Below are 24,766 nucleotides of genomic sequence, written 5' to 3' on the forward strand. Positions count from 1 at the left end.
AAGAAAATCGGCGGCTGCACGGCGGCAACCGGCCTTATTGTTCATAGCGAAAGCGGAATTTTTCCTGCTCGCTGGCCGCCCGCGCCAGGATCCACTGGCGGAAGGCGGCTATTTTACCCAGTTCTGCCTGGCTGTCATGACATACCAGATAAAAAGCATTTTTACTGACCAGGACCTCGTTGAACGGGCACACCAGGCGCCCGGCTTCGATCTCGGTCTGCGCCATCACGTTATTCACCAGCGCCACCCCCTGGCCGTGTACGGCGGCCTGCACCACCATGGCGCTGTGGCTGAAGATGGGCCCCTGTTGCACATTGATATGCTGCAGACCCAGTTGCCGGGTATAGGCCAGCCAATCGCGGCGTGAAGTATCGTGCAACAGCGTATGATACGCCAGATCGTCCGTGACTTTTAGCGGATGATCGCCGGCCAGCAGGCTCGGCGAACACACCGGCAGCAGGTATTCCGCATACAGACGCTCGGCGCGCAGCCCTGGCCAGTTGCCGCGGCCATAGAAAATGGCCACGTCGACGTCGTCCGACAGCTTGTCTTCTTCGCGGTCCACCGCCTGGATGCGCACGTCGATGCCCGGATAAGCTGAGTTAAAGCCAGAGAGGCGCGGCACCAGCCATTGGATGGCGAAGCTGGGCGGCAGGCTGACGGTCAGCGCCCCTTTGGCGCTGCGCGCCTGTAGCTTGCGCGTCGCTTCGTTGATCGAGGAAAAGATCTCCTTGATGTCGAGGTAATAACTCTGCCCTTCTTCCGTCAGCAACAGCGAACGGTTGCGCCGCCGGAACAGCTTCAGGCCGAGAAAATCCTCCAGTGACTTGATCTGGTGGCTCACCGCGGCCTGGGTCACAAACAGCTCTTCTGCCGCTTTGGTAAAGCTCAGGTGGCGCGCGGCCGCGTCGAACACGCGCAGCGCATTAAGGGGTGGTAAGCGTTTAGACATTAATTAGCTACTTTTGTGTAACAATAATCCGCGTGATTCGGCGTCATAAATCAGGCGGCGTTGTGCGGCATGCCATCGGTTGAGAATAGCAAAGCGCTGCCATTAGTTTTTTTTATCCGAGCCATTATAATTTGTCCGTTGAGGATGCGCCAGCAAATACCTATAGTGGCGGCACTTCCCGGGCCGGAACGAAAAGGGATTGGGTGTCGAGGACGCCGATGAACTTTTGGCTTGTGGTTGTGATGTTGTGTTTGCAAATTGTCCGGCAATCCGGACATGGTAGCTAAGCTACTGTTTTTTCACTTCCTGTACATTTACCCTGTCTGTCCATAGTGATTTTATGCAGCACCGCAAGATTTGCGGTGCTTTTTTTTTGCCTGACGTTTACTGGTCGCTTTCAACCATCTCTTTCACGTCGGCGCGGTTGATCTGCTGCTCAACGCCGTTGGCGTCTTTATAGCTGATCATACCGGTGTCGGTATCCACTTTTGGTTTTCCGTCAGCGACAATGCTGCGTCCATCATTGGTATGCATTACGTAATTGCTGGAGCAGGCCGCCAGGGTGAACGTAAGCATCAGGGCAGAGATAACTGCGGCTGTTTTCTTCATTGTGGACTCCTTGTAGTTTAATGTGCTGTAAAAAACCCTTTATTTTATTTAACGCCATTACCAAGTGCGTACTTAATAGCATAACAAACTTTCCCGAGATTGCCAGCCGATAAGTCCTAATGGCCGGGATAGCTTGTCTCCGCCGGCAAAATAGGACAGGATCAGACATTGACCCAAGCCAGTGACAATCAGGTATGACGCCTTTTAACCCCAGCACCTTTCGCCAGCAGTTTCCCGCCCTCGCGCAGGAGGGGATTTACCTGGACAGCGCCGCCACCGCGTTAAAACCGCTGGCGGTGATCGACGCCACGCAGCAGTTTTACCGCGACGACGCCGCTACCGTGCACCGCAGCCAACACCGGGCGGCGCAGGATCTGACCGCCCGCTTCGAGCAGACGCGCGGCCAGGTGGCGCAGCTTATCAACGCGCCGTCCGCCGACGACGTCATCTGGACGCGCGGCACCACCGAGGCGATCAACCTGGTGGCGCAAAGCTATGCGCGCCCGCGCCTGCTGCCGGGTGACGAGATCCTGGTAAGCGAAGCCGAACACCACGCCAACCTGATCCCCTGGCTGATGGTGGCGGAACAAACCGGCGCCCGGGTGGTGAAGCTGCCGATCGGCGCCGATCGCTTGCCCGATCTGACCCAACTGCCCGCCCTGCTCAACGAGCGCACCCGCCTGCTGGCGCTGGGGCAAATGTCCAACGTCACCGGCGGCTGCCCGGATCTGGCGCAGGCCATCGCGCTGGCCCATAGCGCAGGCGCGCGAGTGATGATCGACGGCGCTCAGGGCATCGTACATTGCCCGGCGGACGTTCAGCGGCTCGATATCGATTTTTACGCCTTTTCTGGCCACAAGCTATACGGCCCCACCGGCATCGGCGCGCTGTATGGCAAAAGCGAACTGCTGGCGCAGATGGCGCCCTGGCAGGGCGGCGGCAAGATGCTGACCCAGGCGTCGTTTGCGGGTTTCACACCGCAACAGCCCCCGCACTGCTTCGAAGCCGGTACGCCGAACATCGCCGGCGTGCTGGGGTTGGCCGCCGCGCTGGGCTGGCTGGCCGGCCAAGATCAGGCGGCTGCAGAGGCCTATAGCCGCAGCCTGGCGAACCAGGCGGAGCAACGGCTGGCTCAGCTGCCGGGCTTTCGCAGCTTTCGCTGTTCAGGCTCCAGCCTGCTGGCGTTCGATATTGCCGGCGTCCACCACAGCGATATCGTGACGCTGCTGGCCGAACAGGGCATCGCGCTGCGCGCCGGCCAGCACTGCGCTCAGCCGCTGATGGCGGCGCTGGGCGTTAGCGGCACCCTGCGCGCCTCCTTTGCGCCCTATAATTCTCAACAAGATGTCGATGCGTTGGTGGCCGCGTTGGCCAATGCCATCGACCTGCTGGCCGACTAAACTGATGACCGGAGACGCTATGCTCGCCCCCCACCCTTTCGGCCGTGAAATCACCGCTGAGGCGCTGATCGCCACCTTTACCGCGCAAAAGCAGTGGGAGGATCGCTATCGCCAGTTGATTATGTTGGCCAAGCGGCTGCCGCCGCTGCCGGAGGCGTTGCGGGCAGCGGAAATGGAGCTGAGCGGCTGTGAGAACCGGGTGTGGCTGGGCCATCAGCGATTGGCCGACGGCACGCTGCACTTCTATGGCGACAGCGAAGGCCGCATCGTACGCGGCCTGCTGGCGGTATTGCTGACCGCGGTAGAAGGCAAAACACCGCAGCAGATTGCGGCGCTGGATCCGCTGGCGCTGTTTGAACAATTGAACTTGCGCAACCAGCTCAGCGCGACCCGCACCAGCGGGCTAGCGGCGCTGGCCGCCGGCGTGCAGGCGATCGCCGCCCGCTACGCCTGACGCGCAGCCTTCGCTACCATCTTCTTCAGCGCGTGGGACACGGCGACAAAGCCAAAGGTGGCGGTGACCATGGTCGCGGCGCCAAACCCCGCGCTGCAGTCCATTCTTTTCGGCCCTTCCGCCGTGCTGCGCGATGCGCACACCGACCCATCCGGCTGCGGGTAAACCAGCGGTTCGCTGGAGAATACGCAGTCGATACCCAGCTTGCCCTTGCCGTTTTTCACCACGTTGAAATCATGCTTCAGCCGCTCGCGCAGCTTGGCCGCCAGCGGATCCTGGATGGTTTTCGCCAGATCGGCCACCTCGATTTTGGTCGGGTCAATCTGCCCACCGGCGCCGCCGGTAGTCACCACCGGGATCTTGAAACGCCGGCAATAGGACAGCAACGCCGCCTTGGGGCGCACGCTGTCGATGGCATCTATCACATAGCTGAAGTTATGGTCCAGCAGCTCGGCGACGTTGTCCGGGGTGATGAAATCGTCGATGCAGGTCACCCGACATTCCGGGTTGATGGCCAAAATGCGCTGCGCCATCACTTCCGTCTTCGACTGGCCAACGTGCTGGCGCAGCGCATGGATCTGGCGGTTGGTGTTGGTGACGCAGACGTCATCCATGTCGATCAGGGTAATGGCGCCGATGCCGGTGCGCGCCAACGCCTCGGCTGCCCAGGAGCCCACGCCGCCGATGCCAATCACGCAAACGTGCGCCTGGGCAAACAGCGCCAACGCCTGCTGACCGTACAACCGTGCCGTGCCGCCAAAACGCTGCAGATAGGCTTCTGAATACGCAGTGCTCATAACGCTTTACTTACCTTTATAGTGCAAATGATAAGGGCCGGAAGATCCGGCCCTTGCGGGTCAATGTCGCCGTAACGCCTGCGCTTTTAGCGGGTGACCAACAGCGAACCGCCGTTGCTCTGCTGTTGATTGGCGCTGAACAGCTGCGCGCCGCCGGAGCCTTTCAGCACCCAGACGCGGCCATAGTGGTTATAGTAACCCGCAGAATGCCCGGCGTCCGGCCCAATGCCCTGATACATGTCAAAGTGCTGGCCCTTGATGGCGCCGCCGACGTCGAGCGCGACCATCAGGCGCATCTCGTATTTTCCCGTGAATTTACCCTTGTTGTCCAGCAGCGGCACTTCAGCCAGCAGCGTGGTGCCCGCCGGGATCAGCGAGCGATCGGAGGCGACCGAGGCCTTGGCGATCAACGGCACCGCGCTGGCGCCTTTCACCGGCGCAAATGCTTCCGGGCGGAAGAAGACGAAGGACGGGTTCTGCTCCAGCAGCTCGCGCACTTCCGCCGCGCTGTGGGTATCGGCCCACTGACGGATCGCCTGCATCGACATATCGGCCTTGGCCACCTCGCCGCGATCGATCAGCACCTTGCCGATGCTGCGATAGGCATGGCCGTTCTTGCCGCCGTAGCCGAAGAACACCAGCGGCTGGCCGTTGCCGTAATCAACGTAGCCGCTGCCCTGGACTTCCATCATAAAGTTGTCCATCAGCGAGTTGGTGTAAGCGATGATGTAGCGATCGTCCAGCGCACCGGAATAGATGCCTGCGCGATCCGGCAGGCGGCCCCTGCCTTTCGGCGGCATGCGGTACAGCGGATAACGGAACTCACCCTGTTGGGTGTAGCGCGCCTGCACCACCGGGGTGTAATAGCCGGTAAACTGCACGTTGCCGTAGCTGTCGACGCCTTCCATCTGGTAGGCGCTCAGGCCGTACTGGCTCAGTTGGCGGGTATCGGCCCCGGAGGCCATCCAGTTTTGCACGGCCTGATAGGTGGTGTTGTTGCGATTGAAGAGCGAAGGAGACGCGTACTTGATCTCCATCAGCTGGCTCGAGTAATCCCTGGCGTTAACCGGCACGCCTTTGGCATTGGGCTGATTAACCAGCTCCAGCGACTGATCCAAATGCCCATCCTTATATTGCTGCCCACGGTCGGTCGGTTTGGACGAACACCCCGCCAGCACCGCCACGACCAACCCGCCCAGCAGGTATTTGCTCCAACGTCCTTTCATCGCACACGCTCTCAACTGATATGATCTACCGGCTGAACGATAACAAAGGCTCCTTAATAAAGGAATCGCTGCAAATAAAAAAACCCGCGCAGAGGATAATGATGAAAAAGAACGCAAATTGCGGGCAAATTCAGCAGAAAAACGGGTTTCCCTCAATAAAACGCAAAAAGGGTTTGCAACAAAATGCACGGAGAGTATAGTGCGCATCCATCGGACGCGGGGTGGAGCAGCCTGGTAGCTCGTCGGGCTCATAACCCGAAGGTCGTCGGTTCAAATCCGGCCTCCGCAACCAACCGATACTGCAACGACAGTATCAGATAACAGGTTGGATTCGATGAAAAAAAGAGTATTATACGGACGCGGGGTGGAGCAGCCTGGTAGCTCGTCGGGCTCATAACCCGAAGGTCGTCGGTTCGAATCCGGCCCCCGCAACCAACCGATACCGTACCAGCGGTATACTATGAAAGGTGGGTTTCGATAATACCAGTATCAAGACGGACGCGGGGTGGAGCAGCCTGGTAGCTCGTCGGGCTCATAACCCGAAGGTCGTCGGTTCAAATCCGGCCTCCGCAACCAATCTTGATAACAACAGACAAGCACCCTTAAGGGTGTTTTTTTGTATCTGAAATTCGTCAAAACCGGCCGGGCTGGCGCCCGGCACCCTGATTATTATCTATCTGCTCGCCAGCGCGCCGCCGTTAGCGAAGTACGCCTTAATTCCCGCCAGAATAGACTCCGCCACCTGCTGCTGGAAATGGCTGGTGCGCAATTTGCGCTCTTCCTCTATGTTGCTGATAAACGCCGTTTCTACCAGGATCGACGGGATGTCCGGCGCCTTTAATACCGCAAAACCGGCCTGATCGACGCGATTCTTGTGCAAACGGTTAATTTTGCCCATTCGGTTCAGCACTTCCTTGCCGAATTTCAGGCTGTCATTGATGGTTGCGGTCTGTATCAGATCAAACATGGTGTGGTCGAGATAGCGGTCGCCGCTTTTGCTGACGCCGCCGATTTCGTCCGAGGCGTTCTGGGTCTGCGCCAGGAACTTGGCAGCCGAACTGGTGGCGCCTTTGGTCGACAGCGCAAAGACAGAGGAACCGCGCGCCGCCCTGCTGGTAAAGGCGTCGGCGTGAATGGAAACGAACAGATCGGCACGCTGCTTGCGCGCCTTGGCGACCCGCACCTTAAGCGGAATGAACACGTCGTCGTTGCGCGTCATGAACACCTTCATGTTCGGTTCGCGCTTAATCAGCGCGCTCAGCTTGCGGGCAATCAGCAGCACGATGTCCTTCTCGCGCGTTTTGAACTTGCCGATGGCGCCGGGATCTTCACCGCCATGGCCCGGATCCAGCATGATGACAATCGGCCGGTCGCGCCCCGCCTTGCCGGCCTGCGGCGCTTCCGCCGGCAACGTGCGCTCGAGATCGCCCTTGTTGTAATCTTCCAGTAACGCCAATAGCGGATCATATTCCTCGCCGCCGCTGGCGCCCTTGGTGGGATAGAGATCCATCACCAGGCGGTTGCGATACTCCGGCACCGGCGCCAGCGAGAACATATGCGGGCTGACGCTCTGCTTAAGCTCCAGCACCAGCCGCACGGTATTTTGATCGAACTGGCCGACCCGCGCCTGTTTGAGGTAAGGATCGTCGGCGCGAACCTGGCCGGCGATGCCCTTCAGCACGCTGTTAAGGTGCACGCCCTCGATATCCACCACCACGCGGTCGGGGTTGGTCAACGCAAACTGTTTGTATTTGAGCTCGACGTTAGATTCAAGCGTAACGCGGGTATAGGTGGAAGAAGGCCATACGCGCACGGCAATCACGTGCGACGATGCGGCGAAGCCTACGCGACTCACACTCAGCAACCAGCTGGCGGCAACCCCCTGTAATAAACGACGGCGGCCCAGATTGTGATTTGAGTTTGGCATGCGACTCCGGCAGTGATAACAGATTACAACAGATGAAAAAAACACCGGTCAAATGGGAATGCCGAAAACTTTAACCAATCATTCCAGCCCTGTCACCAGAAAATCTTTTTATGGTTTTTCAATTTATTAACGATTCAGCGCCCTTAGCGAATAAATTGAGATGATTTCCCGCTTGCTATCGGCGACGGAAAAGAATAAAAATACGAAAATATCGTATAAATATGCAAAAGAGGTTTTGCCGTGAAGGAACGTAGTACAGAGCTGGTCCAAGGATTCCGTCACTCAGTTCCCTATATCAACGCCCACCGCGGTAAGACTTTTGTCGTCATGCTCGGCGGTGAAGCCATCGAACACGAAAATTTCTCCAACATCGTCAACGATGTCGGGCTGCTGCATAGCCTGGGCATCCGGCTGGTGGTGGTATATGGCGCGCGGCCGCAGATCGACGGCAATCTGGCGCAGCATAACCTCGAACCTGTTTATCACAAGCATACCCGGGTCACCGACGCCCATACGCTGGAACTGGTCAAGCAGGCCGCCGGCCTGTTGCAGCTGGACATCACCGCCCGGCTGTCGATGAGCCTCAACAATACGCCGCTGCAGGGCGCGCATATCAACGTGGTCAGCGGCAACTTTATCATCGCTCAGCCGCTGGGCATCGACGACGGCGTAGATTACTGCCACAGCGGGCGCATTCGCCGCATCGACGAAGAAGCCATCCACCGCCAGCTCGACAGCAACGCCATCGTACTGATCGGCCCGGTCGCGGTGTCGGTGACCGGCGAAAGCTTTAACCTGACCTCTGAAGAAGTCGCCACCCAGTTGGCGATCAAACTGAAGGCGGAAAAAATGATCGGCTTCTGCTCATCGCAGGGCGTGACAGATCAAGAAGGCAATATCATCTCCGAACTGTTTCCCAACGACGCACAAAAGCGCATCGAGGAGCTGGAAGAGAGCGGCGACTATCACTCCGGCACCGTGCGCTTCCTGCGCGGCGCGGTGAAGGCCTGCCGCAGCGGCGTGCGCCGCAGCCACCTGATCAGCTACCAGGAGGACGGCGCGCTGGTTCAGGAGCTGTTCTCGCGCGACGGTATCGGCACCCAGATCGTGATGGAGAGCGCCGAACAGGTGCGCCGGGCGACGATCAACGATATCGGCGGCATCCTGGAACTGATCCGTCCGCTCGAACAACAGGGTATTTTAGTGCGCCGCTCGCGTGAGCAGCTGGAGATGGAGATCGATAAGTTCACCATTATCGAACGCGACAACCTGACCATCGCCTGTGCGGCGCTGTACCCATTCCCGGAAGAAAAAATCGGCGAGATGGCCTGCGTGGCGGTGCATCCGGACTACCGCAGCTCATCACGCGGTGAAATGCTGCTGCAGCGGGTGGAAAACCAGGCGCGGCAAATGGGGCTGCAAAAGCTGTTCGTGCTGACTACCCGCAGCATCCACTGGTTCCAGGAACGCGGCTTTACCCCGGCGGAGGTCGACGTACTGCCGATGCAAAAACAGGCGCTGTACAACTACCAGCGCCGCTCCAAAATTCTGCTGGCGGATCTGTAATTCCTGTGGGCGCAGCGCCGCTGCGCCCTTCTCTCTTATTCCGCCTGTTGCAGGCGCTCGGCCAACCCACTGCGGCGCTGAGTCGGCGTGCGGATCGCCTTCATCAGCACCCCGTCGCTGGCATACAGCGAGAGCCGGCTGCGTGCGCGGGTAATGGCGGTATACACCAGCTCACGGGTCAGCACCGGCAGGAAATGATTGGGCAGCACCAGCACCGTGTGCTCAAACTCCGAACCCTGCGATTTGTGCACCGTCATCGCGTAGGCGGTTTCATGCGCCGGCAGGCGGCTGGGCTGCACCGACTTGATGCTGCCGTCTGGCAATTGAAAATGCACGCGCAGTTCGCCGCTCTCATCGCGCAGAGCGATGCCGATATCACCGTTAAATAACCCCAGCGCGCTGTCGTTGCGCCCAATCATCACCGGCCGCCCCTGATACCAGCGCCCTAACGCCGCCGGCGGGCGCTGAATCAGCCCGGCGCGCTGCAGCCCTGCCTCGATGCGTTCGTTCAGCCCGGCTACGCCAAATGGCCCTTCGCGCAGCGCGCACAGCACCTGAAAATGGCCAAACGCCGCCAGCACCTCCACCGCATCGGCTCCCTCGGCCACCCGCTTCAGATAATCGCGATAGCCCGCCACGCACATGTCCAGCAACGCCTGATATTCTTCGGCGGTCGCCAGCGGATAACCGGCAACATCGCTGAAACGGCCGCCGATCGCCGCCCGCGCCCGCTCGCCATCACCGGCGTTAACCGCCTGCGCCAGCTGGCCAATGCCGGAATTGGCGTCAAAACGGTAGCTTCTGCGCAGCAGGCACAGGCTGTCGCGCACCGCCGCCTGCGCCGGAGCCTGCTGCCCCTGTAGCTGGCAGCCGGTCAACCGGGTTAGCTCCGCGGCGCGCGCGGCGCTGTACCCCTGTTCGGCGAAACGGCAGATATCGCCCAGCACCGCACCGGCCTCCACCGAGGCCAGCTGATCGCGGTCGCCGAGGAAAATCACCCGCGCCTGTTCCGGCAAGGCGGCAATCAGGCGCGCCATCATCGGCAAATCGACCATCGACGCCTCATCCACCACCAGCACATCCAAATGCAGCGGATTGCCGCGATGATAGCGCATGCGCTGGCTGTTCGGCTGTGCGCCCAGCAACCGGTGCAGCGTCGCCGCCTCCGTCGGGAACAGCGCCTGCTGCGCCGGGGTTAACGGCAGTTTTCGGCTGGCGCTGCCCAGCGATTCGGTCAGGCGCGCCGCCGCCTTGCCGGTCGGGGCAGCCAACTGAATGCGCAGGCGTTCGCCTTCCCCAAGCTGCACCAGCGCCGCCAGCAGCTTAGCGACGGTAGTGGTCTTGCCGGTGCCCGGCCCGCCGGAAATCACCGATATGCGCCGGGTGGCCGCCACCGCCGCGGCGATTTTCTGCCAGTCCGGCTCTGGCGCCGCCGCGCCAAACAGCTGGTCAAGAATCGCGCGCAGTTGAGTTTCTTCTATCGCCTGATGCCGGCTGTCGCCGCTGATAAACGCCGCCACCTCGCCTTCGTTCTGCCACATGCGCTGCAGATACAGACGCTGATCCTGCAACACCAACGGGGTAGCGCCGCTGCCGTCGCCGACCGCCGCGCTGGCCGCCAGGCGCTGCCGCCAGCGGGCAAGATCCGGCTGCCCGGCCGCCAGCCAAACGGCCTGCGCCAGCTCCGGCTGACGCCCTTCAAAGAGTTGATCCGCCTGCAGCTGATCCAGCATCAGGCAAACGTGCCCGGCCCCCGCCTCTGCGCTCAGGCAGGCGGCGGCCAGCAGGATATCGGGTTCGTCCTCGCTCGCCACCACGCGGGCGAACTGCACGTCCAGCGGCCGCAGCGCGCCAAGCGCCACCGCCTGCTCCAGCAGCGCGATCATGATCCCTCCTCCGACGCGGCGGTTTCGCCGCTGAACAACAGATCCATGCCTTCCACCAGAGATTGTTCCGGGCGGCAGGCGAAAATGCCGTTGCCCGGGTGTTGCGCGTCCACGCCGCGCAGGAACAGGTAAATTACCCCGCCAAAATGGCGCTGGTAGTCGTAATCCGGCAGCCGGTGGCGCAGATAACGGTGCAGCGCCAGGGTATAAAGCTGGTACTGCAGATCATAGCGATGCTCCGCCATCGCCTGCTCCATCGCCGGCCGGGTATAGGCGCCGCTGTCCTCTCCCAGCCAGTTGGATTTGTAGTCCAGCAGGTAATATTTACCCTGCCAGCAGAACACCAAATCGATAAAGCCTTTGAGCATGCCCTGCACCCGATGGAAATCCAGCGCCGGGCAGCGGGCCGACAACGGATCATAACGCTTCACCAGCGCATCCAGCTCAGTCGCCGACAGCAGCCTATTGATCGGCAGATAAAACTGCAGCTCGGCCTGCTTGTGCTGCGGCGCCAGCGCCGACAGCGTTACGCCGCTGTCGTTCAGCGGGGTGTTAAGCAGCACCTGCATCCAATTCTGCAACACCGGCTGCCAGTGTTCGGCAAAACCCTGCTGCTGCAGTTGCTCCAGCAGCCACCCTTCATCCAGCGGCTGGGTGAAATCCAGGGTTTCAAACAGGCTGTGCAGGAAGGTGCCGGGCGCCGCACCGCGCGGGAAGGTATGCGGTGTGAGCGCTGGCTCACTGTCTTCGGCCTGTTCGCCGGCGGCATCGATATCCAGCCGCGGCAGCAGATCCTGCATCAAACCCGCGCCATGCTGCTGCAGGCCGGTATAGCTGGTGACCCGCCAGAAATCCTGAATCTGGCGGCTAAAATGCTTCGCCGCCAGCGCCGCCGCGCCCGCCGTTTGCGGCTGCCACGGCTGCTCATCCGGCGTATCGACCAACGACAGCGCCACGCCGCCGCCGGCCAACTGCTGCAGGCGTTCGTTCAGGTAGACCGCATCGCCGGCCTGGCCGGCCTGCACCAGATAGCCCAGCGCGCTGCGGTGCAGATCGGTGTCGCCCTGCTTCTTGCGGGTGCCCTGGATAAGCGGCGCAATGCCGATGCTGCAGTGGTACACCGAGCGGGTCAACGCCACGTACAGCAAGCGCAAATCCTCCGCCAGCCGTTCTTCTTCCGCCCAGGCCTGGCTCTCTTCGTTGGCGTTGAGATCCAGCAACGCCTGGAAGCTGTGGCGATCGTGATACAGCGCCTGCTGCTGCTGGCGGAAATTGCCGACGAACGGCAGCCATACCAGATCGAACTCCAGCCCTTTGGATTTGTGGATGGTGATCACCTGCACCAGATGACGATCGCTTTCCAGCCGCAGCTGCTGATTGTCGGACTGGCGATTGGGCTGTGCAATTTGCTGCGCCAGCCAGCGCACCAGCGCGTGTTCGCTGTCGAGCTGTGCGGCGGCTTCCTGCAACAGCTCACCCAGATGCAGCACGTCGGTCAGGCGCCGTTCTCCGCCGGGGCTGGCCAGCAGGTTCTCCGCCAGTTGGCGGTTCTTCATCACCTCGCTCAGCATCGGCAACACGCCGCGGCGCAACCATTGGGTGCGGTATTGGTCAAACTCATTCACCAAGGCGTCCCAGGCCCGTTCGTCGCGGCTCAGGCCGTCCAGCGTGGGTGCATCCAGCCCCATCAGCCCGGTGGCCATGGCGCTGCGCAGCGTGCGCTCCTGCTCCGGCGCCAGCACCGCCTGCAGCAACCACAGCAGGTCTTTGGCTTCCGGCGTGTCGAAGACGCTGTCGCGGTTGGAGAGATAGACTGACGGAATGGACAGTGCGCTGAGCGCATCACGCACCAGCGCCGCCTCATTGCGGCTACGCACCAGCACCGTGATATCCGAAGCCTGCACCGGCCGCCGGCTTTTACCGTCATTCAGCCAGGCTTGTTGCTGCTGCCCGGCGCTGAGCCAGTCGCGGATTTGCGCGGCGCACAGCCGCGCCATCAGTTGTTGGTAATCACTTACACCTACGCCTTCGCCCTGCTGCAGCCAAAACTGCATCGCCGGCTGCGGCTTGCCATGCAACTCAAACGCCAGCCCTTGATTCTTTTCCGCCGCACTGACCTCGATAAAGGGGATTTGGCCGAACAGGAATGGCTTATCCACCTGAGAAAACAGATGGTTGACGCTGGCGATCATCGCCGGAGACGAGCGCCAGTTGGTTTCAAGCGTATAGTGGGCGCTCACCTCGGAACGGGCGCGCATATAGGTGAAGATGTCGGCGCCGCGGAAGGCGTAAATCGCCTGTTTCGGATCGCCGATCAACAGCAAGCCGCAGTCTGGCCGGCCGACGTAAAGCTTTTGGAAGATGCGATATTGCTGCGGGTCGGTATCCTGAAATTCATCGATCATCGCCACCGGATAACGCTGACGGATCGCCAGCGCCAGCTGCTCGCCGCCGGCGCTCTGCAAGGCGCCGTCCAGCCGGCTGAGCAGGTCGTCAAACCCCAACTCGGCGCGCTGGCGCTTCTCTTGCTGGATGGAGGTGCGGATTTCACTGAGTGCGCGCGCCATGATCAGATCACGCAGCGTCAGGGGTTCGGCAAACAGTTCATCGATAGCGGTAAACAGCCCGTGACGCGGCGGCTCACCCTTCTTGGTTTTCTCCAGCAGCACCGACTGGCGAAACTTGTCCAGTTCCTTCGGCAACTGATAGTCCTGGGTTTCCTGCCCGGCCCACTCGCCGACCTTAGCCAGCCAGTTCGGCAGGTGTTTGCTGCTGTAGCTGCGCTTGTCTACGCCGGACTGGCTGATCAACGCCTCGAGATCTCCCGTAGCCGCCCGCCACTGCGTCTTGATGGCGTCGATGCGCACCACAATCTGCTCGTGGCGCATCAGCACCGTTTCTTCTTCTTTCGGCGGCTGGCGCAGCCGAGGCGCTTCACCGTGCAAATAGCCGGAAAGATCGGCCAACAGCGCTTCCGGGCCGCTCCACTCCTGGCTGACCGCCCGGGCTACCCCCAGCGGCAGCGGGTAGCAATGGCGGCGCCAGAAATCCGCACAGGCCTGCCGCCGCAGCGGCAATTCGTCCTGCACCAGCGTTTGCTCAAACAGCATGCCGGATTCGAAGGCGTTGTGGGCCAGCATGCGCTGGCAGAAGCCGTGAATGGTGTAGATCGCCGCTTCGTCCATCTGCCGTTCGGCCGCCAACAGCTGCGAGGCGGCGTCGGCCAGATCGTCGATTTCAGCCATCAGCGCGGTAAACAAGGGGTTATCGCTTTTGCCGCGCACGCAGGCGATGCGCAGCCCGTGAATATTGGCGCGTATGCGCCCGCGCAGCTCCTCAGTGGCGGCCTCGGTAAAGGTCACCACCAGGATCTCTTCGACCGTCAGCGGCCGGGGAAATGCCGCATCCCGCCCGAGCCCCAGCAGCAGGCGCAGGTACAGCGCGCCGATAGTGAAGGTTTTGCCAGTCCCCGCCGACGCTTCTATCAGCCGCTCGCCAAACAGCGGCAACGTCAGCGGATCAAGCCTTTGCGGGGCCGCCCCTGTCATGGTGTCGCCACCTTGCGCGGCAATACCTGTTGCAGCGCGGAGGCATTAGGATAGGTTACCCACCCCTTCTGCTCGGCGTACTCCGCCTTGTCCTGGCCGCTGCCGCTAACCTGCGACAGCACCGCCAACCCCTGCGGCTGGATCACCGCCTGGTGGAAGAAGTCCGCCAGCTTGGCCGGCGTCAACTGTTGCACCTGCGCAATCAGCTTCTCGCGGGTATCGAAGGCGAAATTGCCGCGGTCGAAATCGTTGGCGAAGCGGCTGGCCTCTTCGCTCAGGGTTTGCGGCCGCTGCTTCAGTTCGTTGATCAGCGCCTGTTTGTACTGTCCGAAATCCGCTTCGCTCATCGCGCGCAGGCGTTTTTCCGTTTTCGGGTAAAAGTCCTGGTAACGCTGATACAGATAGGCCGGCTGTTTGCTGTTGCTCTGCAGCAGGAAACCTACGCCCCACTGGCGGCCAACCGACATTGGAAATGCGAATACTGCATAGCCCAGTTGCTCTTCCGTGCGCAATTGGCTGTAGAACCATGGCTGGATAATCTGCCCCAGCAGCGAACTGTAGGCCATACCCGTTACTTCATCGTAGCCGGTCGGCACATAGACCGCCGCCAGCGCCGAATCGGTGCTGCTGCCCGCGCGCTGCAGGTTGGCCAGCTGATCCTTGTCCACCACCACGTCTTCGCCGTGCCACCATTCAACGCCGGTGCAACCCAGGCGGTGCTTCAGCGTAGAGGCCAGGGTATCGACCTGCCGTTTGCTCATGTTGCCCACCACCAGCAGCTCCGGCGTGGCATCCGCCAACAGGCCGTCGCGGTAGGCCAGCACGTCTTTCAGCGTCAGGTTTTTCAGCACTTCGCGGCGTTCGCTGCGCTCTGAGTAAGGCACGCGGGAAATCATCTGCACCGGCTGAATAGCCAGTTCAAACGCCTTGCCCTTCTCGGCCGCATCCAACTGTTCCAAATACCAGGACTTGGCCTGCGCCAGCTGATCTTCGGTCGGGGTGAAGCTGGAGTAACCTTCAATCAGCGACGTCAACAGCTGCGGCAAACGCTGGGTAAAGCCGTTGGCGTTGAACATCAGGCCGTTGTTTGGCGAGGTCGAGAAGCTCAAGCCACCGACCGACGCCTGATAGCTCAACTGATCCAGCGCAATGCCGGCCAGGTAATCGGTCAAAGAAAACAGCACCTGATTGCGCGCGGAGTCCATGGTTTTGGCGTTGCGGAAAGCGACGGTGACGTCCGCCTTCGGCTCATCGGCAAAATAACGGCTCGGCATGTACAGCACGCGCAGACCCGGCTGATCCACCACCATCTCCGGCTTTTTGAACTCGTGCGATGGCTTGGTCAGGGTGAAGTCGTCCGGAATATAGGGGTTCAGCGCCGGCAACGACAACGCGATCCCCTTGCCCAGTTGCTGCCACTGTTCAAACCGCTGCGGGGTGATTTTATCCACCTGATAAGGCGCGTTGACGAAGTACGCCGTCTTGTCATGCGGCTCGTTCGGGCTGACGAACCAGATACGCGCGTTTTGCGGCGTCATGGCGTCCAGACGCTCAGCGATCGCCTTGGCGTCATAGCGGTCGGCCAGATATGGGGCGTCCAGCGCATGTTCGACCGGCACGCGCAGCATGGTATCCACCAGCCATTCGATGTAATCCATGTCGCGGGTGATCGACGGATAGCGGAAGTCCAGATTCAGGACGTGTGAAATCTCGTCGAAATAGCTCTGCTTGATGCCCTCGCCACGCAACATTTTCAGGTAGTTGAAAATAGCGGCCACCACCTGGTCGCGCTGGGCCAGCCCTTTGTCGGTCAGGGATACGCTGATCGAGAACACCCCGCCGTTGCGGTCTACCATCGGATCGGCGCCGGCGTTGATCGCATCCGCCAGCCCCTGTTTCTGCAGCCAGTCCGACAGGGTATTTTTGCTGCGGTTGCCGATCAGGTAGCTGATGTAGGTATCGGTTTTGCTGCGGAACGCGGCGCTGTTGTTATCGATGCGAAATTCGACCTTCAGCTGCTTGCGCGGCTGCGCCGGCACATAGTGAATAATGATGCCCTGCTGCTCCGGCGTGACGGCCGGTACGGTGATCGGCGGCACGCTGGCGTCATGGTTCGGCACCCTGCCAAAGGTTTTGGCTGCGATTTCCGCCAGCTGCGGCAACGGCTGGTTGCCGTACAGCACGCCCATCATCAGGTTGGCGGAATAGTAGCGCTTATAGAAGCCGGTCAGTTCATCGTGCAGCTTGCTGCCCGGTTTGTCCTTCAGGGTGTCGAGGTTGCCGCCGGAGAAGCGCGCGCTCGGGTGCGCCGGGTTCAGCGTTTCCGCCCCGACCTGCGCCATGCGCATGCCGTCACGCGAACGCGCCATCGTCAGCTCGGCGTTAACCGCATTGCGCTCGCGATCGGCGTTGCCCGCTTCCAGCAGCGGCTCCGCAATGGCGTCCGCCATGCGATCGACCGCCGGCTCCAGCGCATCGTTTTCCACTTCCAGGTAGAACGCGGTGCGGTAAGAGGCCGTGCTGGCGTTGTGGCTGCCGCCGTGTTTCTTCAGGAATTCCGACAGGTTTTCCGGCTGCGGATAGCGCTTGGAGCCCATCAGCACCATGTGTTCCAGATAGTGCGCCAAGCCGAGCTGGCTGTTCGGATCCTCCAGCGAGCCGACCGGCAGCGCCAGGGCCGCCAGCGATTTCGGCGCCTGAGCGTCGGAAACCAGCAGCACCGTCATGCCGTTCGCCAGCGTGATCGCCTGATAGTGACGCGGATCGTGCTCGCTTTTGTTGATCTTCTCCGCCAGCGGCTGCCATCCCTGTGCGGCCCAGCTTAACGGCGCCCAACACATTGCCAATAATACCAACCCGGTAATGCGGGCCAACTGTCTGCGCATATCCAAAATAAACCCCTATTCTGACACCGTCGCACCAAATTGTTGGCGTCGACGGCGCTCATCAAAACCGCACAACCATTCCCGTCATGCGTGAGGCGGCCTCTGTTGCCATACTCACTTCGGGAACCAATCTATATTCCTATACGTTATGTCAGACCGGAGATAACCCCAATGGTTGAATATAACTTCAGTTATTTTTACCACCTCCCGGCATGCAGTACCACCGGGGGATTGTTACCCCAGGTTATGCCGCGCCACCGGCAGCAGATAACGCTCTGTTTCGACCAGAATTTGCGCTAAATAATCATTATCCAACTGGCGGAATACGCGCTGAACGTAAGGGTCCTCCCCTTCGCCCGGGATGCGCTGATCGCCCTGCCAGGCCTGCAGCAGTTTGGCGCGCGCTTTGATCTGCGTCTCTTCTTCCCAGTCAATCTGCTGAGTTTCCGGCTGGTAACACTGGCTCAGCCAGGCCCATCCGCTCTTGTTCAACAGCAGCAGCGGTTGGCACAGGCCGCGCCGGTACCCCGCCAGCAGCTCCGCCAGCTGGGTGCGGGCCTCCGCCGGCGTAAGCGCGGCAAAACGCCAGGCCGAGTTTTTGCGCCCATAGATGCGGCTCTCGCCCGTGCCGCCGGCGCAGCAATACGCCAGATGCTCCAGCCACAGCAAGATGCCATCCACCGCCGACAAGGTGGCGGGTCGCCAGCGCAGCAGGCCGTCTTCTTGCACCTGGTGCAGCCAGCCGCTGATGCGCACGCCGTCGATCTCGATATCCAGCTCCAGGCTATGGCCCTCGCTGCGCTCGGCGCGCACCTGTTCGGCCAGTTCGGTCATCTCTTCCTGCTGTTTCTGCCAGTAGATTTCGCCAAAGGCGCCAAACGGCAAACCGCCTGCGGCGCGCACCCGCTGGAACAGCCGCGCCGGATCTTCGCCGTCTATCAGGGTGTTCAACAGCTGGCTGTTGAACTGGTAGCGGCTGAGGTTATCCAGCGTGAAAGGCTCTTCGTCCAGCAGTTCGGTTTCTTCCAGAATAAAGCTGACGCCAAGGCGCAGCTGGAAGAAGGCGCGGATCGGGTGCCGATAAAATCGCAGCAGGTCGTCCAGCGAAATCTGCGGCGGCTCTTCGGCAAGCAGCGGCTGATTGAAGGCCGGGTGCGCCGCGCCGCGCCCGTCGGCGGCGGGCAGCCACTCGGCGGCATAGCTTTGCGCCTCGGAGCCGGGCAGGAAGTTTTCGGCGGCGAAGGGCATGCGCGCATGCCACTTCAGCAAGTGCTCGCCAACCCGCTGGGCACTGCCGTCGGCGTCCAGGTTTTCGTCTCCCGGCAGGCAATAGCTCTGCTCCAGGTATTCCAGCAGCTCGGTGACCAGCACTGAGGGATAGCGCAGGCCGTTATCCTGGATCGAACGGCCGATAAAGCTGATGTACAACCGCTGCTGCGCCGACAAAATCGCTTCGAGGAACAGGTAGCGGTCGTCGTCGCGGCGGCTGCGATCGCCGCGCTTAACCTGCTGGGCCATCAGGTCAAAACCCAACGGCGGCAGGGTGCGCGGGTAAACTCCGTCGTTCATGCCCAGCAGGCAAACCACTTTGAACGGAATGGAACGCATGGGCATCAGGGTGCAGAAGTTGATTTGCCCGGCCAGAAAGCGCTGGCTGATGCGCTCCTGATCGAGCCGCGCCGCCAGATCGTCGCGCAGGATGCTCAAAGGCACCGCATCCGGGTAGCGCGCCGCCAGGCCGAAGCCGATGGCCTGCTGCCACTGCCGTTCGATCAGCGCCAGCACCACTTCGGTCTCGCCATCCGGTGCGAAAAAAGTATCCAGCAGTTGGCGGCACAGCGGCAGCCACTCTTCCAACGGGCGCGCTTCGCTCAGCAGCTGCCGCCAGCGGCTGAGGCTGGCCAGCATATCCGCCAACTGCCCGGCCAGCTCAGCGACCAACCCGCTTGATTCGTCGTAGGGCAATATACCCTGCCAGTCACCGGCATTGCTGTCCATCGCATAGCCGAGCAGCATGCGCGTGATGCCAAAACGCCAGGTGTGCTGGCCGGTTGCCGGCAATTCCAGCTCGCGCACGTTGTCGTCGTCCAGGCCCCAGCGCACGCCAGACTCGCCGACCCAGTGCCGCAACAGGCGCAACCCTTCCTCGCGTATGGCGAAACGCGCCGCCAGCGCCGGAACCTCCAGCAACGCCAGCACCTGTTCCGAGGTAAACCGGCTTTGCGGCAGGTCGAGCAGCGAAATAAACGCCTGCAGCGCGGGATGCGCCTGGCGCGCTTTCCGGTCAGAAATGGCAAACGGCAGGTAACGCTCGGCGGACGCATTGCCGAACACCGCCTGAATGTAGGGCGTGTAGCTGTCGATATCCGCCACCATCACGATAATGTCGCGCGGCGTCAGCTCGGGATCTTCCGCCAGCATGGTCAACAGTTGGTCGTGCAGCACCTCGACCTCGCGCTGCGGGCTGTGACAGGCGTGCAGGCTGAGAGAGCGATCCTGAAGATCCAGCGGGCGCTTGCCGGCGCTGCTCTCCAGCGTTTCCGGCGTCGCGCCGATCACCGCGTTATCTTCCAGCTCCAGCATGTCGCGCTGGATAACGTGCAACATGTTGTCGGCCGGAATATCGACAAAAGCGTCGACCTCCTGCACGCCTTCCATCTGCGACAGCAAATAAAGGTGGTCGCGCCCCAGCTTGCCCCAGGAGGCCAACAGCGGGTTGCTGAGCTGTTGCTGCCCCTCGGCGTCGAACAGCTGCGCCGCCTGGCCCGGCTCGCGGAACAGCCCCTGATCGCGCGCCTGGTGATAGTGGCGGCGTTTGCGGCTCTGCAACCGGGCGAGAAACGCGTAGTCCTGAATATCGCCCCAGTAATAGCGGCAAGGGTTGGTGAACATCAGGTGAATGTCGATATGGCGGCCCAGCGCCTGCAGCGCTTCCAGATACACCGGCGGCAGCGCCGAAATGCCGCAGATAAACACCCGCGGCGGCAGACCGGGCGGGCATGATTGCGCGTTGTCCAACGCATGGATAAAGCGGCTGTACAGATTGGCGCGGTGCCATTCCGGCTGCCCCAGCTCACGCGTGTACTCCACCAGGCGCTCCCACAGCGGAGCCTGCCACTGTTGGGCCTCCGCCAGGCCGTCGATGCGTTCGCCGCGCTGCCAGCTCTCCAGCCACTGCGGGCGGTACACCAGATATTGGTCAAACAGGTCGGCCACCCGGCCGGCCAACTGATGAATTTTGCGTTTGTCGCCGTCGTCGGTGAGGTAGTGCTGCAGCGAGGCAAACGCCGGCTGGGCCAGCAGCTCCGGCAGCAGCCACATCAGCTTCCAGGTCATCGCATCCTTGCTGAAGGCGCTTTCTTTGGGAATATCCGGCAGCACCCGGGTAAACATTTCCCAGATAAAGGTCGCCGGCAGGGGAAAGGCGATATTGGCGGCGATGCCGAACTGCTCCGCCAGCTGCATCTGCAGCCATTGCGCCATGCCGGGGCTTTGCACCAGCACCACTTCCTGTTGAAAAGGGTCGGCCAACGGATCTCTGGCTATCAACGCGCTGGTCAGCGTTTTCAATAAATCCAGCTGATTGGAATGATAAACCGTGAACATTGGGGCTCCTTTAAAACAAAATACGCGCCGGGTTAGCGGCGAGCGCAATACCAACGGCTCAGTTCCGCCCATTGCCGCTGCGGCGTTTGTACCTTCACCAGCAATCGCCGACAGCCGGGCTCTGCGCCGCTGAACTGCAGCTCACGCCGCCAGCCCACAGGCAACTCAACATCGTTCTGCCCGGTCGCGGCAAAGACCTCCAGCTGGCGGTGCGCCAGCGACCAGGCCTGACGATACTGCCACTGGCGCTGGAACGACTGCAGCAGCACTTGATGATACTGTAACAATCCCAACAGCGACACCGCGAACAGCAATGCGGCTACCAACACCTCCGGCAAACTGAAGCCATCGCGGCCCCCGCTTTCACCCTGAAGGTTAACCCGCACAGTCCGCCTCCTTCTTCTCCGGGCAAAAATCCAGCCAGCCGCCCGGCTCGGCAATCAGACCGGCTTCTGCTCCCGTTCCCTCGGTTTTGCTCAACTGATAGAGCCACAGCGGCTCGCCGCTGCGCAACGCGCCTTCCCCGCGCACCAGCACCATCCCTGCGCGGGCGGACTGCCTGACGCAGGCGGATAACTCAACGTTTTGCCGGCACAACCAGCCCCCGGCGCTCAGGCCGCCTTGCGGCCAGCGTTGCGCCATGCCCCAACTGAGCGCGGAGGCCGCCTGATTATAGGCCTGCAGGTAGCGCTGCTGATCGCTCGCCAACAGCAGTGCGCTGTCCAACTGACGGTGCTGGGCGTTCAACAGCATCAGCCCCATCACCAACAGCATCATCACCGCCGCCAGAGTGCTGCCGCCCTGCTGCGCGGGCGCGTTCACGGCAACGCGGCCATGTCGACGGCCCAGCTCAGGCTGCGCCGGATACCGCCGTCGGCCGTCGAGCGCCCCGCCAGCGTCAACCGGGCCAGGGTTTGGCCGTTGCCGGCTTTGCTGACCGCCACGTTAAACAACTCAATGTGCACTTCGTCAGGATCCAGCAGCCGTTCCCAGCCCAGGCCGCGGCAATGGCCAACGCCGCGCTGCCCTTCCAGCCCGCCCTGCCTCAGCCGGTAGCCAAAATAGCCGGCGTCATCGCCGCCGCTCGCCCACTGGCCGCTGCGGGTGATGTCATAGGCGACGATCACGCAGCTGCCTGGCGCCTCGCCGGGGGCATGGTCGATCAACAGCGCCCGCCCCTGGCAGCGCCCGGCGCAGAATCCCGCGCGGCGCAGGTCTTTTTCTATGCCAAACGCCAGCTGCCGCAGCGCCAGCTCCAGCCGATAGTGCTGGCCAAGCGCCACGCTTTGCTGGCGCAACAGCGGGTAAGTTTTGGCCGCAGCCAGCGCAATCAGGCTGCCAAACGATAGCGCCAGCAGCACCTCCGGCAAGGTGAAGCCGCGTTCTAGAGCTGGCATAGGGCAATTCCCCGCACGTTCAGCCGCTCGCTGCACAGCCGCAGCCGCCCCCTTGCGGACAACACCAGCCGCAGGCTGCCTGCGCCGTTGCTGAGGACGATATGCCCGCCTTGCGCACCGTTGCGCAGGCCGTAAAAACCAAAATCCTTGCCGGTATGGGCGCTCAACAGCACGTCGCGGTAGTGCGGAAGATAAAGCTCGCCGGGCGCCGAAACGCAGTCCGGCGGCGGCTCGCCGCTGCCGATGCACCAGGGTTCTCCGGCTTTGAACCACAGCAGCGCCGGGCGGTTGCGCCAGTTGGCGTCCGCCTGCAGCCGGACCAGAAACGCCAACAGCTGTTGAGCGGTATGCTCAAGCCGCAGCGCCTGTTGGTAATGGCGCCAGTGGCTGACACCCCAACCGGTAAGCATGCCGGCGATCAGGATCACCGCCAGCAGCTCGATCAGCGTCATGCCGCGCTGGCGGGCATCGAAGAAAAAATCGGAATTAGCGTTCATGGCGGCCAGTGTAATGGCCACAAGGCAGGGATAAAGCGCTGACCGCCAGGGTTGAAGCGCGCTGCGCAATGTTTCCTCCGCCGATGCAGATGAAAGCAATAAAATGCGGCGCGGTGCGCAATTTCAGGCAAAAAAAAGGGCGCAACCAGTGCGCCCCTGGGTGTTATGCCCGGCGTGTCAGATCGCCACCGGCGCCTTGATTGGCGGGTGCGGATCGTAACCTTCAATCTCGAAGTCTTCGAAACGGTAATCGAACAACGAGGCCGGTTTGCGCTTGATCACCAGCTTCGGCAGCGGGCGCGGCTCACGGGTCAGCTGCAGCTGCGTCTGCTCCATATGGTTGCTGTACAGGTGCGTGTCGCCGCCGGTCCAGACGAAATCGCCCACTTCCAAATCGCACTGCTGCGCCATCATATGCACCAGCAGCGCATAGCTGGCGATATTGAACGGCAGGCCGAGGAACACGTCGCACGAACGCTGATACAGCTGGCAGGACAGCTTGCCGTCCGCCACGTAAAACTGGAAGAACGCATGGCACGGCGCCAGCGCCATTTGGTCCAGCTCGCCGACGTTCCAGGCGGAAACGATGATGCGGCGCGAGTCCGGATCCTGTTTCAACTGTTTGAGCACGTTGCTCAACTGGTCGATCTGGCGGCCGTCCGCAGCCCCCCAGGCGCGCCACTGCTTACCGTAAACCGGGCCGAGATCGCCGTTTTCGTCGGCCCACTCGTCCCAGATGGTGACGTTGTTTTCGCGCAGGTAGGCAACGTTGGTGTCGCCGTTCAGGAACCACAACAGCTCATGGATAATGGAGCGCAGGTGACATTTTTTGGTGGTCACCAACGGGAAGCCTTCCTGCAGATTGAAACGCATCTGGTGGCCAAAGATCGACAGCGTGCCGGTGCCGGTGCGGTCGGCTTTAGGGGTGCCCTCTGCGAGCACCTTGTTCATTAAATCCAGATACTGTTTCATTTGTTCCTCACGACAGTTGTTGCTGCGGGCGACGACGGTACGCCCAAATCATCATAATGATACCGGCCACGACCATAGGGACGGACAGGATCTGCCCCATGCTGATCACGCCGTCGAACAGGCCGAGCTGAGCATCCGGCTGGCGGAAGGCCTCAACGATAATGCGAAAGGCGCCATAGCCGATCAGGAACAGGCCGGATACGGCCCCCATCGGGCGCGGCTTGCGGATAAACAAGTTCAGAATGATAAACAGCACCACGCCTTCCAGCAGCAGTTCATACAGCTGCGACGGGTGGCGCGGCAGCACGCCATATTCATTCAGCAGCGGCAGCAGTTTGGGATCGGCGGCGGCGATGGCCACGTCTTCGCTGCGCGAGCTAGGGAACAGCATCGCCCAAGGGGTGTCGGTGGTTACGCGGCCCCAGAGTTCGCCGTTGATAAAGTTGCCGAGGCGGCCGGCGCCCAGGCCGAACGGGATCAGCGGAGCAATAAAATCAGAGACCTGGAAGAAGGTGCGCTTGGTGCGGCGAGCAAACCACAGCATCACCAGGATCACGCCCATCAGCCCGCCGTGGAACGACATGCCGCCGTCCCAGACTTTGAACAGATACAGCGGGTTATCCAGAAACAGCGGCAGATTGTAGAACAGCACGTAACCGACGCGGCCGCCGACGAACACGCCCAGGAAACCGGCATACAGCAGATTTTCCACTTCGTCTTTGGTCCAGCCGCTGCCCGGCTTGTTGGCGCGGCGCACCGCCAGCCACATGGCAAAAACGAAGCCGACCAGGTACATCAGGCCGTACCAGTGCAGGGATACCGGGCCAATAGAGAAAATGACCGGATCAAATTTAGGAAACGCCAGATAGCTATTGCTCATCTATCACCACAACATGTCTGTTATTCTTCCCCATCCGGGGGCGGCTGGTGCCAAGCGGCGGCGACGTTACGCCGCGCTGAGGTTGCGCATCATAACATAGGCTTAATGGCGTCCGGGGTGGCCGGCAGGGAAAAGTTCTGTAAAAAAATCAGTCCGCCGCCGCG

18 protein-coding genes and 3 tRNA genes are annotated in these 24,766 nt (G+C 61.4%); 6 read left to right on the forward strand and 15 right to left on the reverse strand.

Annotation, left to right across the window (positions count from 1 at the left end):
• Nucleotides 1-34: 34 nt before the first annotated feature.
• Both KHA73_RS19090 and KHA73_RS19095 read right to left on the reverse strand, forming a co-directional pair.
• On the reverse strand, nucleotides 35-952 hold the full coding sequence (locus tag KHA73_RS19090; protein ID WP_234586008.1) for a transcriptional regulator GcvA: 918 nt from the start codon (nucleotides 950-952) through the stop codon (nucleotides 35-37).
• Nucleotides 953-1,336: 384 nt separating this feature from the next.
• Nucleotides 1,337-1,561: a YgdI/YgdR family lipoprotein gene (locus KHA73_RS19095; RefSeq protein WP_234586009.1), complete on the reverse strand. Its 225-nt coding sequence runs from the start codon at nucleotides 1,559-1,561 to the stop codon at nucleotides 1,337-1,339.
• 194 nt (nucleotides 1,562-1,755) lie between these two features.
• On the opposite strand from KHA73_RS19095, the gene csdA reads away from it, so the two are divergent.
• The gene (gene csdA, locus KHA73_RS19100; RefSeq protein WP_234586011.1) at nucleotides 1,756-2,961 is read left to right on the forward strand and encodes a cysteine desulfurase CsdA; all 1,206 of its coding nucleotides are present in this window, start codon (nucleotides 1,756-1,758) and stop codon (nucleotides 2,959-2,961) included.
• Between the two features lie 19 nt (nucleotides 2,962-2,980).
• Nucleotides 2,981-3,415, forward strand: a complete 435-nt coding sequence (gene csdE, locus KHA73_RS19105) for a cysteine desulfurase sulfur acceptor subunit CsdE (RefSeq protein WP_234586012.1) — start codon at nucleotides 2,981-2,983, stop codon at nucleotides 3,413-3,415.
• On the opposite strand, the gene tcdA is transcribed toward csdE, so the two are convergent.
• Entirely contained in the window at nucleotides 3,406-4,212 is an 807-nt protein-coding gene (gene tcdA / locus KHA73_RS19110) for a tRNA cyclic N6-threonylcarbamoyladenosine(37) synthase TcdA (protein ID WP_234586014.1), read from the reverse strand. The genes csdE and tcdA overlap by 10 nt on opposite strands.
• 86 nt (nucleotides 4,213-4,298) lie before the next feature.
• On the reverse strand, nucleotides 4,299-5,438 hold the full coding sequence (gene mltA / locus KHA73_RS19115) for a murein transglycosylase A (protein ID WP_234586016.1): 1,140 nt from the start codon (nucleotides 5,436-5,438) through the stop codon (nucleotides 4,299-4,301).
• Between the two features lie 215 nt (nucleotides 5,439-5,653).
• Between mltA and KHA73_RS19120 the strand changes: the two genes are divergently transcribed.
• The 3 genes from KHA73_RS19120 (at nucleotide 5,654) to KHA73_RS19130 (ending at nucleotide 6,014) form a co-directional block, all read left to right on the forward strand.
• Nucleotides 5,654-5,730 (forward strand) — tRNA-Met (locus KHA73_RS19120).
• Nucleotides 5,731-5,796: 66 nt separating this feature from the next.
• Nucleotides 5,797-5,873, forward strand: a tRNA-Met gene (locus tag KHA73_RS19125).
• 64 nt (nucleotides 5,874-5,937) lie between these two features.
• Nucleotides 5,938-6,014 (forward strand) — tRNA-Met (locus KHA73_RS19130).
• A 97-nt stretch (nucleotides 6,015-6,111) separates the two neighbouring features.
• Here KHA73_RS19130 and amiC read toward each other — a convergent pair.
• Entirely contained in the window at nucleotides 6,112-7,365 is a 1,254-nt protein-coding gene (gene amiC / locus KHA73_RS19135; protein WP_234586017.1) for an N-acetylmuramoyl-L-alanine amidase AmiC, read from the reverse strand.
• Nucleotides 7,366-7,605: 240 nt separating this feature from the next.
• On the opposite strand from amiC, the gene argA reads away from it, so the two are divergent.
• A complete protein-coding gene (gene argA / locus KHA73_RS19140; protein ID WP_234586018.1) occupies nucleotides 7,606-8,931 on the forward strand; it encodes an amino-acid N-acetyltransferase in 1,326 nt (441 codons plus the stop codon).
• Nucleotides 8,932-8,966: 35 nt separating this feature from the next.
• On the opposite strand, the gene recD is transcribed toward argA, so the two are convergent.
• From recD to lgt, 10 genes are all read right to left on the reverse strand, one after another.
• On the reverse strand, nucleotides 8,967-10,817 hold the full coding sequence (recD, locus tag KHA73_RS19145) for an exodeoxyribonuclease V subunit alpha (protein WP_234586019.1): 1,851 nt from the start codon (nucleotides 10,815-10,817) through the stop codon (nucleotides 8,967-8,969).
• On the reverse strand, nucleotides 10,814-14,365 hold the full coding sequence (gene recB / locus KHA73_RS19150) for an exodeoxyribonuclease V subunit beta (RefSeq protein WP_234586020.1): 3,552 nt from the start codon (nucleotides 14,363-14,365) through the stop codon (nucleotides 10,814-10,816). Before recB ends, recD begins: the two co-directional genes overlap by 4 nt.
• The gene (gene ptrA, locus KHA73_RS19155) at nucleotides 14,362-17,250 is read right to left on the reverse strand and encodes a pitrilysin (protein WP_234586021.1); all 2,889 of its coding nucleotides are present in this window, start codon (nucleotides 17,248-17,250) and stop codon (nucleotides 14,362-14,364) included. The genes recB and ptrA overlap by 4 nt, the downstream gene beginning before the upstream one ends.
• A gap of 234 nt (nucleotides 17,251-17,484) precedes the next feature.
• Entirely contained in the window at nucleotides 17,485-20,856 is a 3,372-nt protein-coding gene (recC, locus tag KHA73_RS19160; protein WP_234586022.1) for an exodeoxyribonuclease V subunit gamma, read from the reverse strand.
• 32 nt (nucleotides 20,857-20,888) lie between these two features.
• The gene (locus KHA73_RS19165; protein ID WP_234586023.1) at nucleotides 20,889-21,242 is read right to left on the reverse strand and encodes a prepilin-type N-terminal cleavage/methylation domain-containing protein; all 354 of its coding nucleotides are present in this window, start codon (nucleotides 21,240-21,242) and stop codon (nucleotides 20,889-20,891) included.
• Nucleotides 21,232-21,678 (reverse strand): YgdB family protein, encoded by a 447-nt coding sequence (locus KHA73_RS19170; protein WP_234586024.1) that lies wholly within the window; start codon nucleotides 21,676-21,678, stop codon nucleotides 21,232-21,234. Before KHA73_RS19170 ends, KHA73_RS19165 begins: the two co-directional genes overlap by 11 nt.
• Complete coding sequence (locus tag KHA73_RS19175) at nucleotides 21,675-22,253, reverse strand: prepilin peptidase-dependent protein (protein ID WP_234586025.1); 579 nt, start codon at nucleotides 22,251-22,253, stop codon at nucleotides 21,675-21,677. The genes KHA73_RS19170 and KHA73_RS19175 overlap by 4 nt, the downstream gene beginning before the upstream one ends.
• On the reverse strand, nucleotides 22,241-22,750 hold the full coding sequence (locus KHA73_RS19180; RefSeq protein ID WP_234586026.1) for a prepilin peptidase-dependent protein: 510 nt from the start codon (nucleotides 22,748-22,750) through the stop codon (nucleotides 22,241-22,243). The genes KHA73_RS19175 and KHA73_RS19180 overlap by 13 nt, the downstream gene beginning before the upstream one ends.
• Nucleotides 22,751-22,927: 177 nt before the next feature.
• On the reverse strand, nucleotides 22,928-23,722 hold the full coding sequence (gene thyA, locus KHA73_RS19185) for a thymidylate synthase (protein ID WP_234586027.1): 795 nt from the start codon (nucleotides 23,720-23,722) through the stop codon (nucleotides 22,928-22,930).
• Nucleotides 23,723-23,729: 7 nt separating this feature from the next.
• Nucleotides 23,730-24,602 carry a prolipoprotein diacylglyceryl transferase gene (gene lgt, locus KHA73_RS19190; protein ID WP_234586028.1) on the reverse strand — a complete coding sequence of 291 codons (873 nt, stop codon included), beginning with the start codon at nucleotides 24,600-24,602 and terminating at the stop codon, nucleotides 23,730-23,732.
• Between the last annotated feature and the right edge of the window lie 164 nt (nucleotides 24,603-24,766).

Source organism: Serratia entomophila, from assembly GCF_021462285.1.
Classification (GTDB): Bacteria; Pseudomonadota; Gammaproteobacteria; order Enterobacterales; family Enterobacteriaceae; genus Serratia; species Serratia entomophila.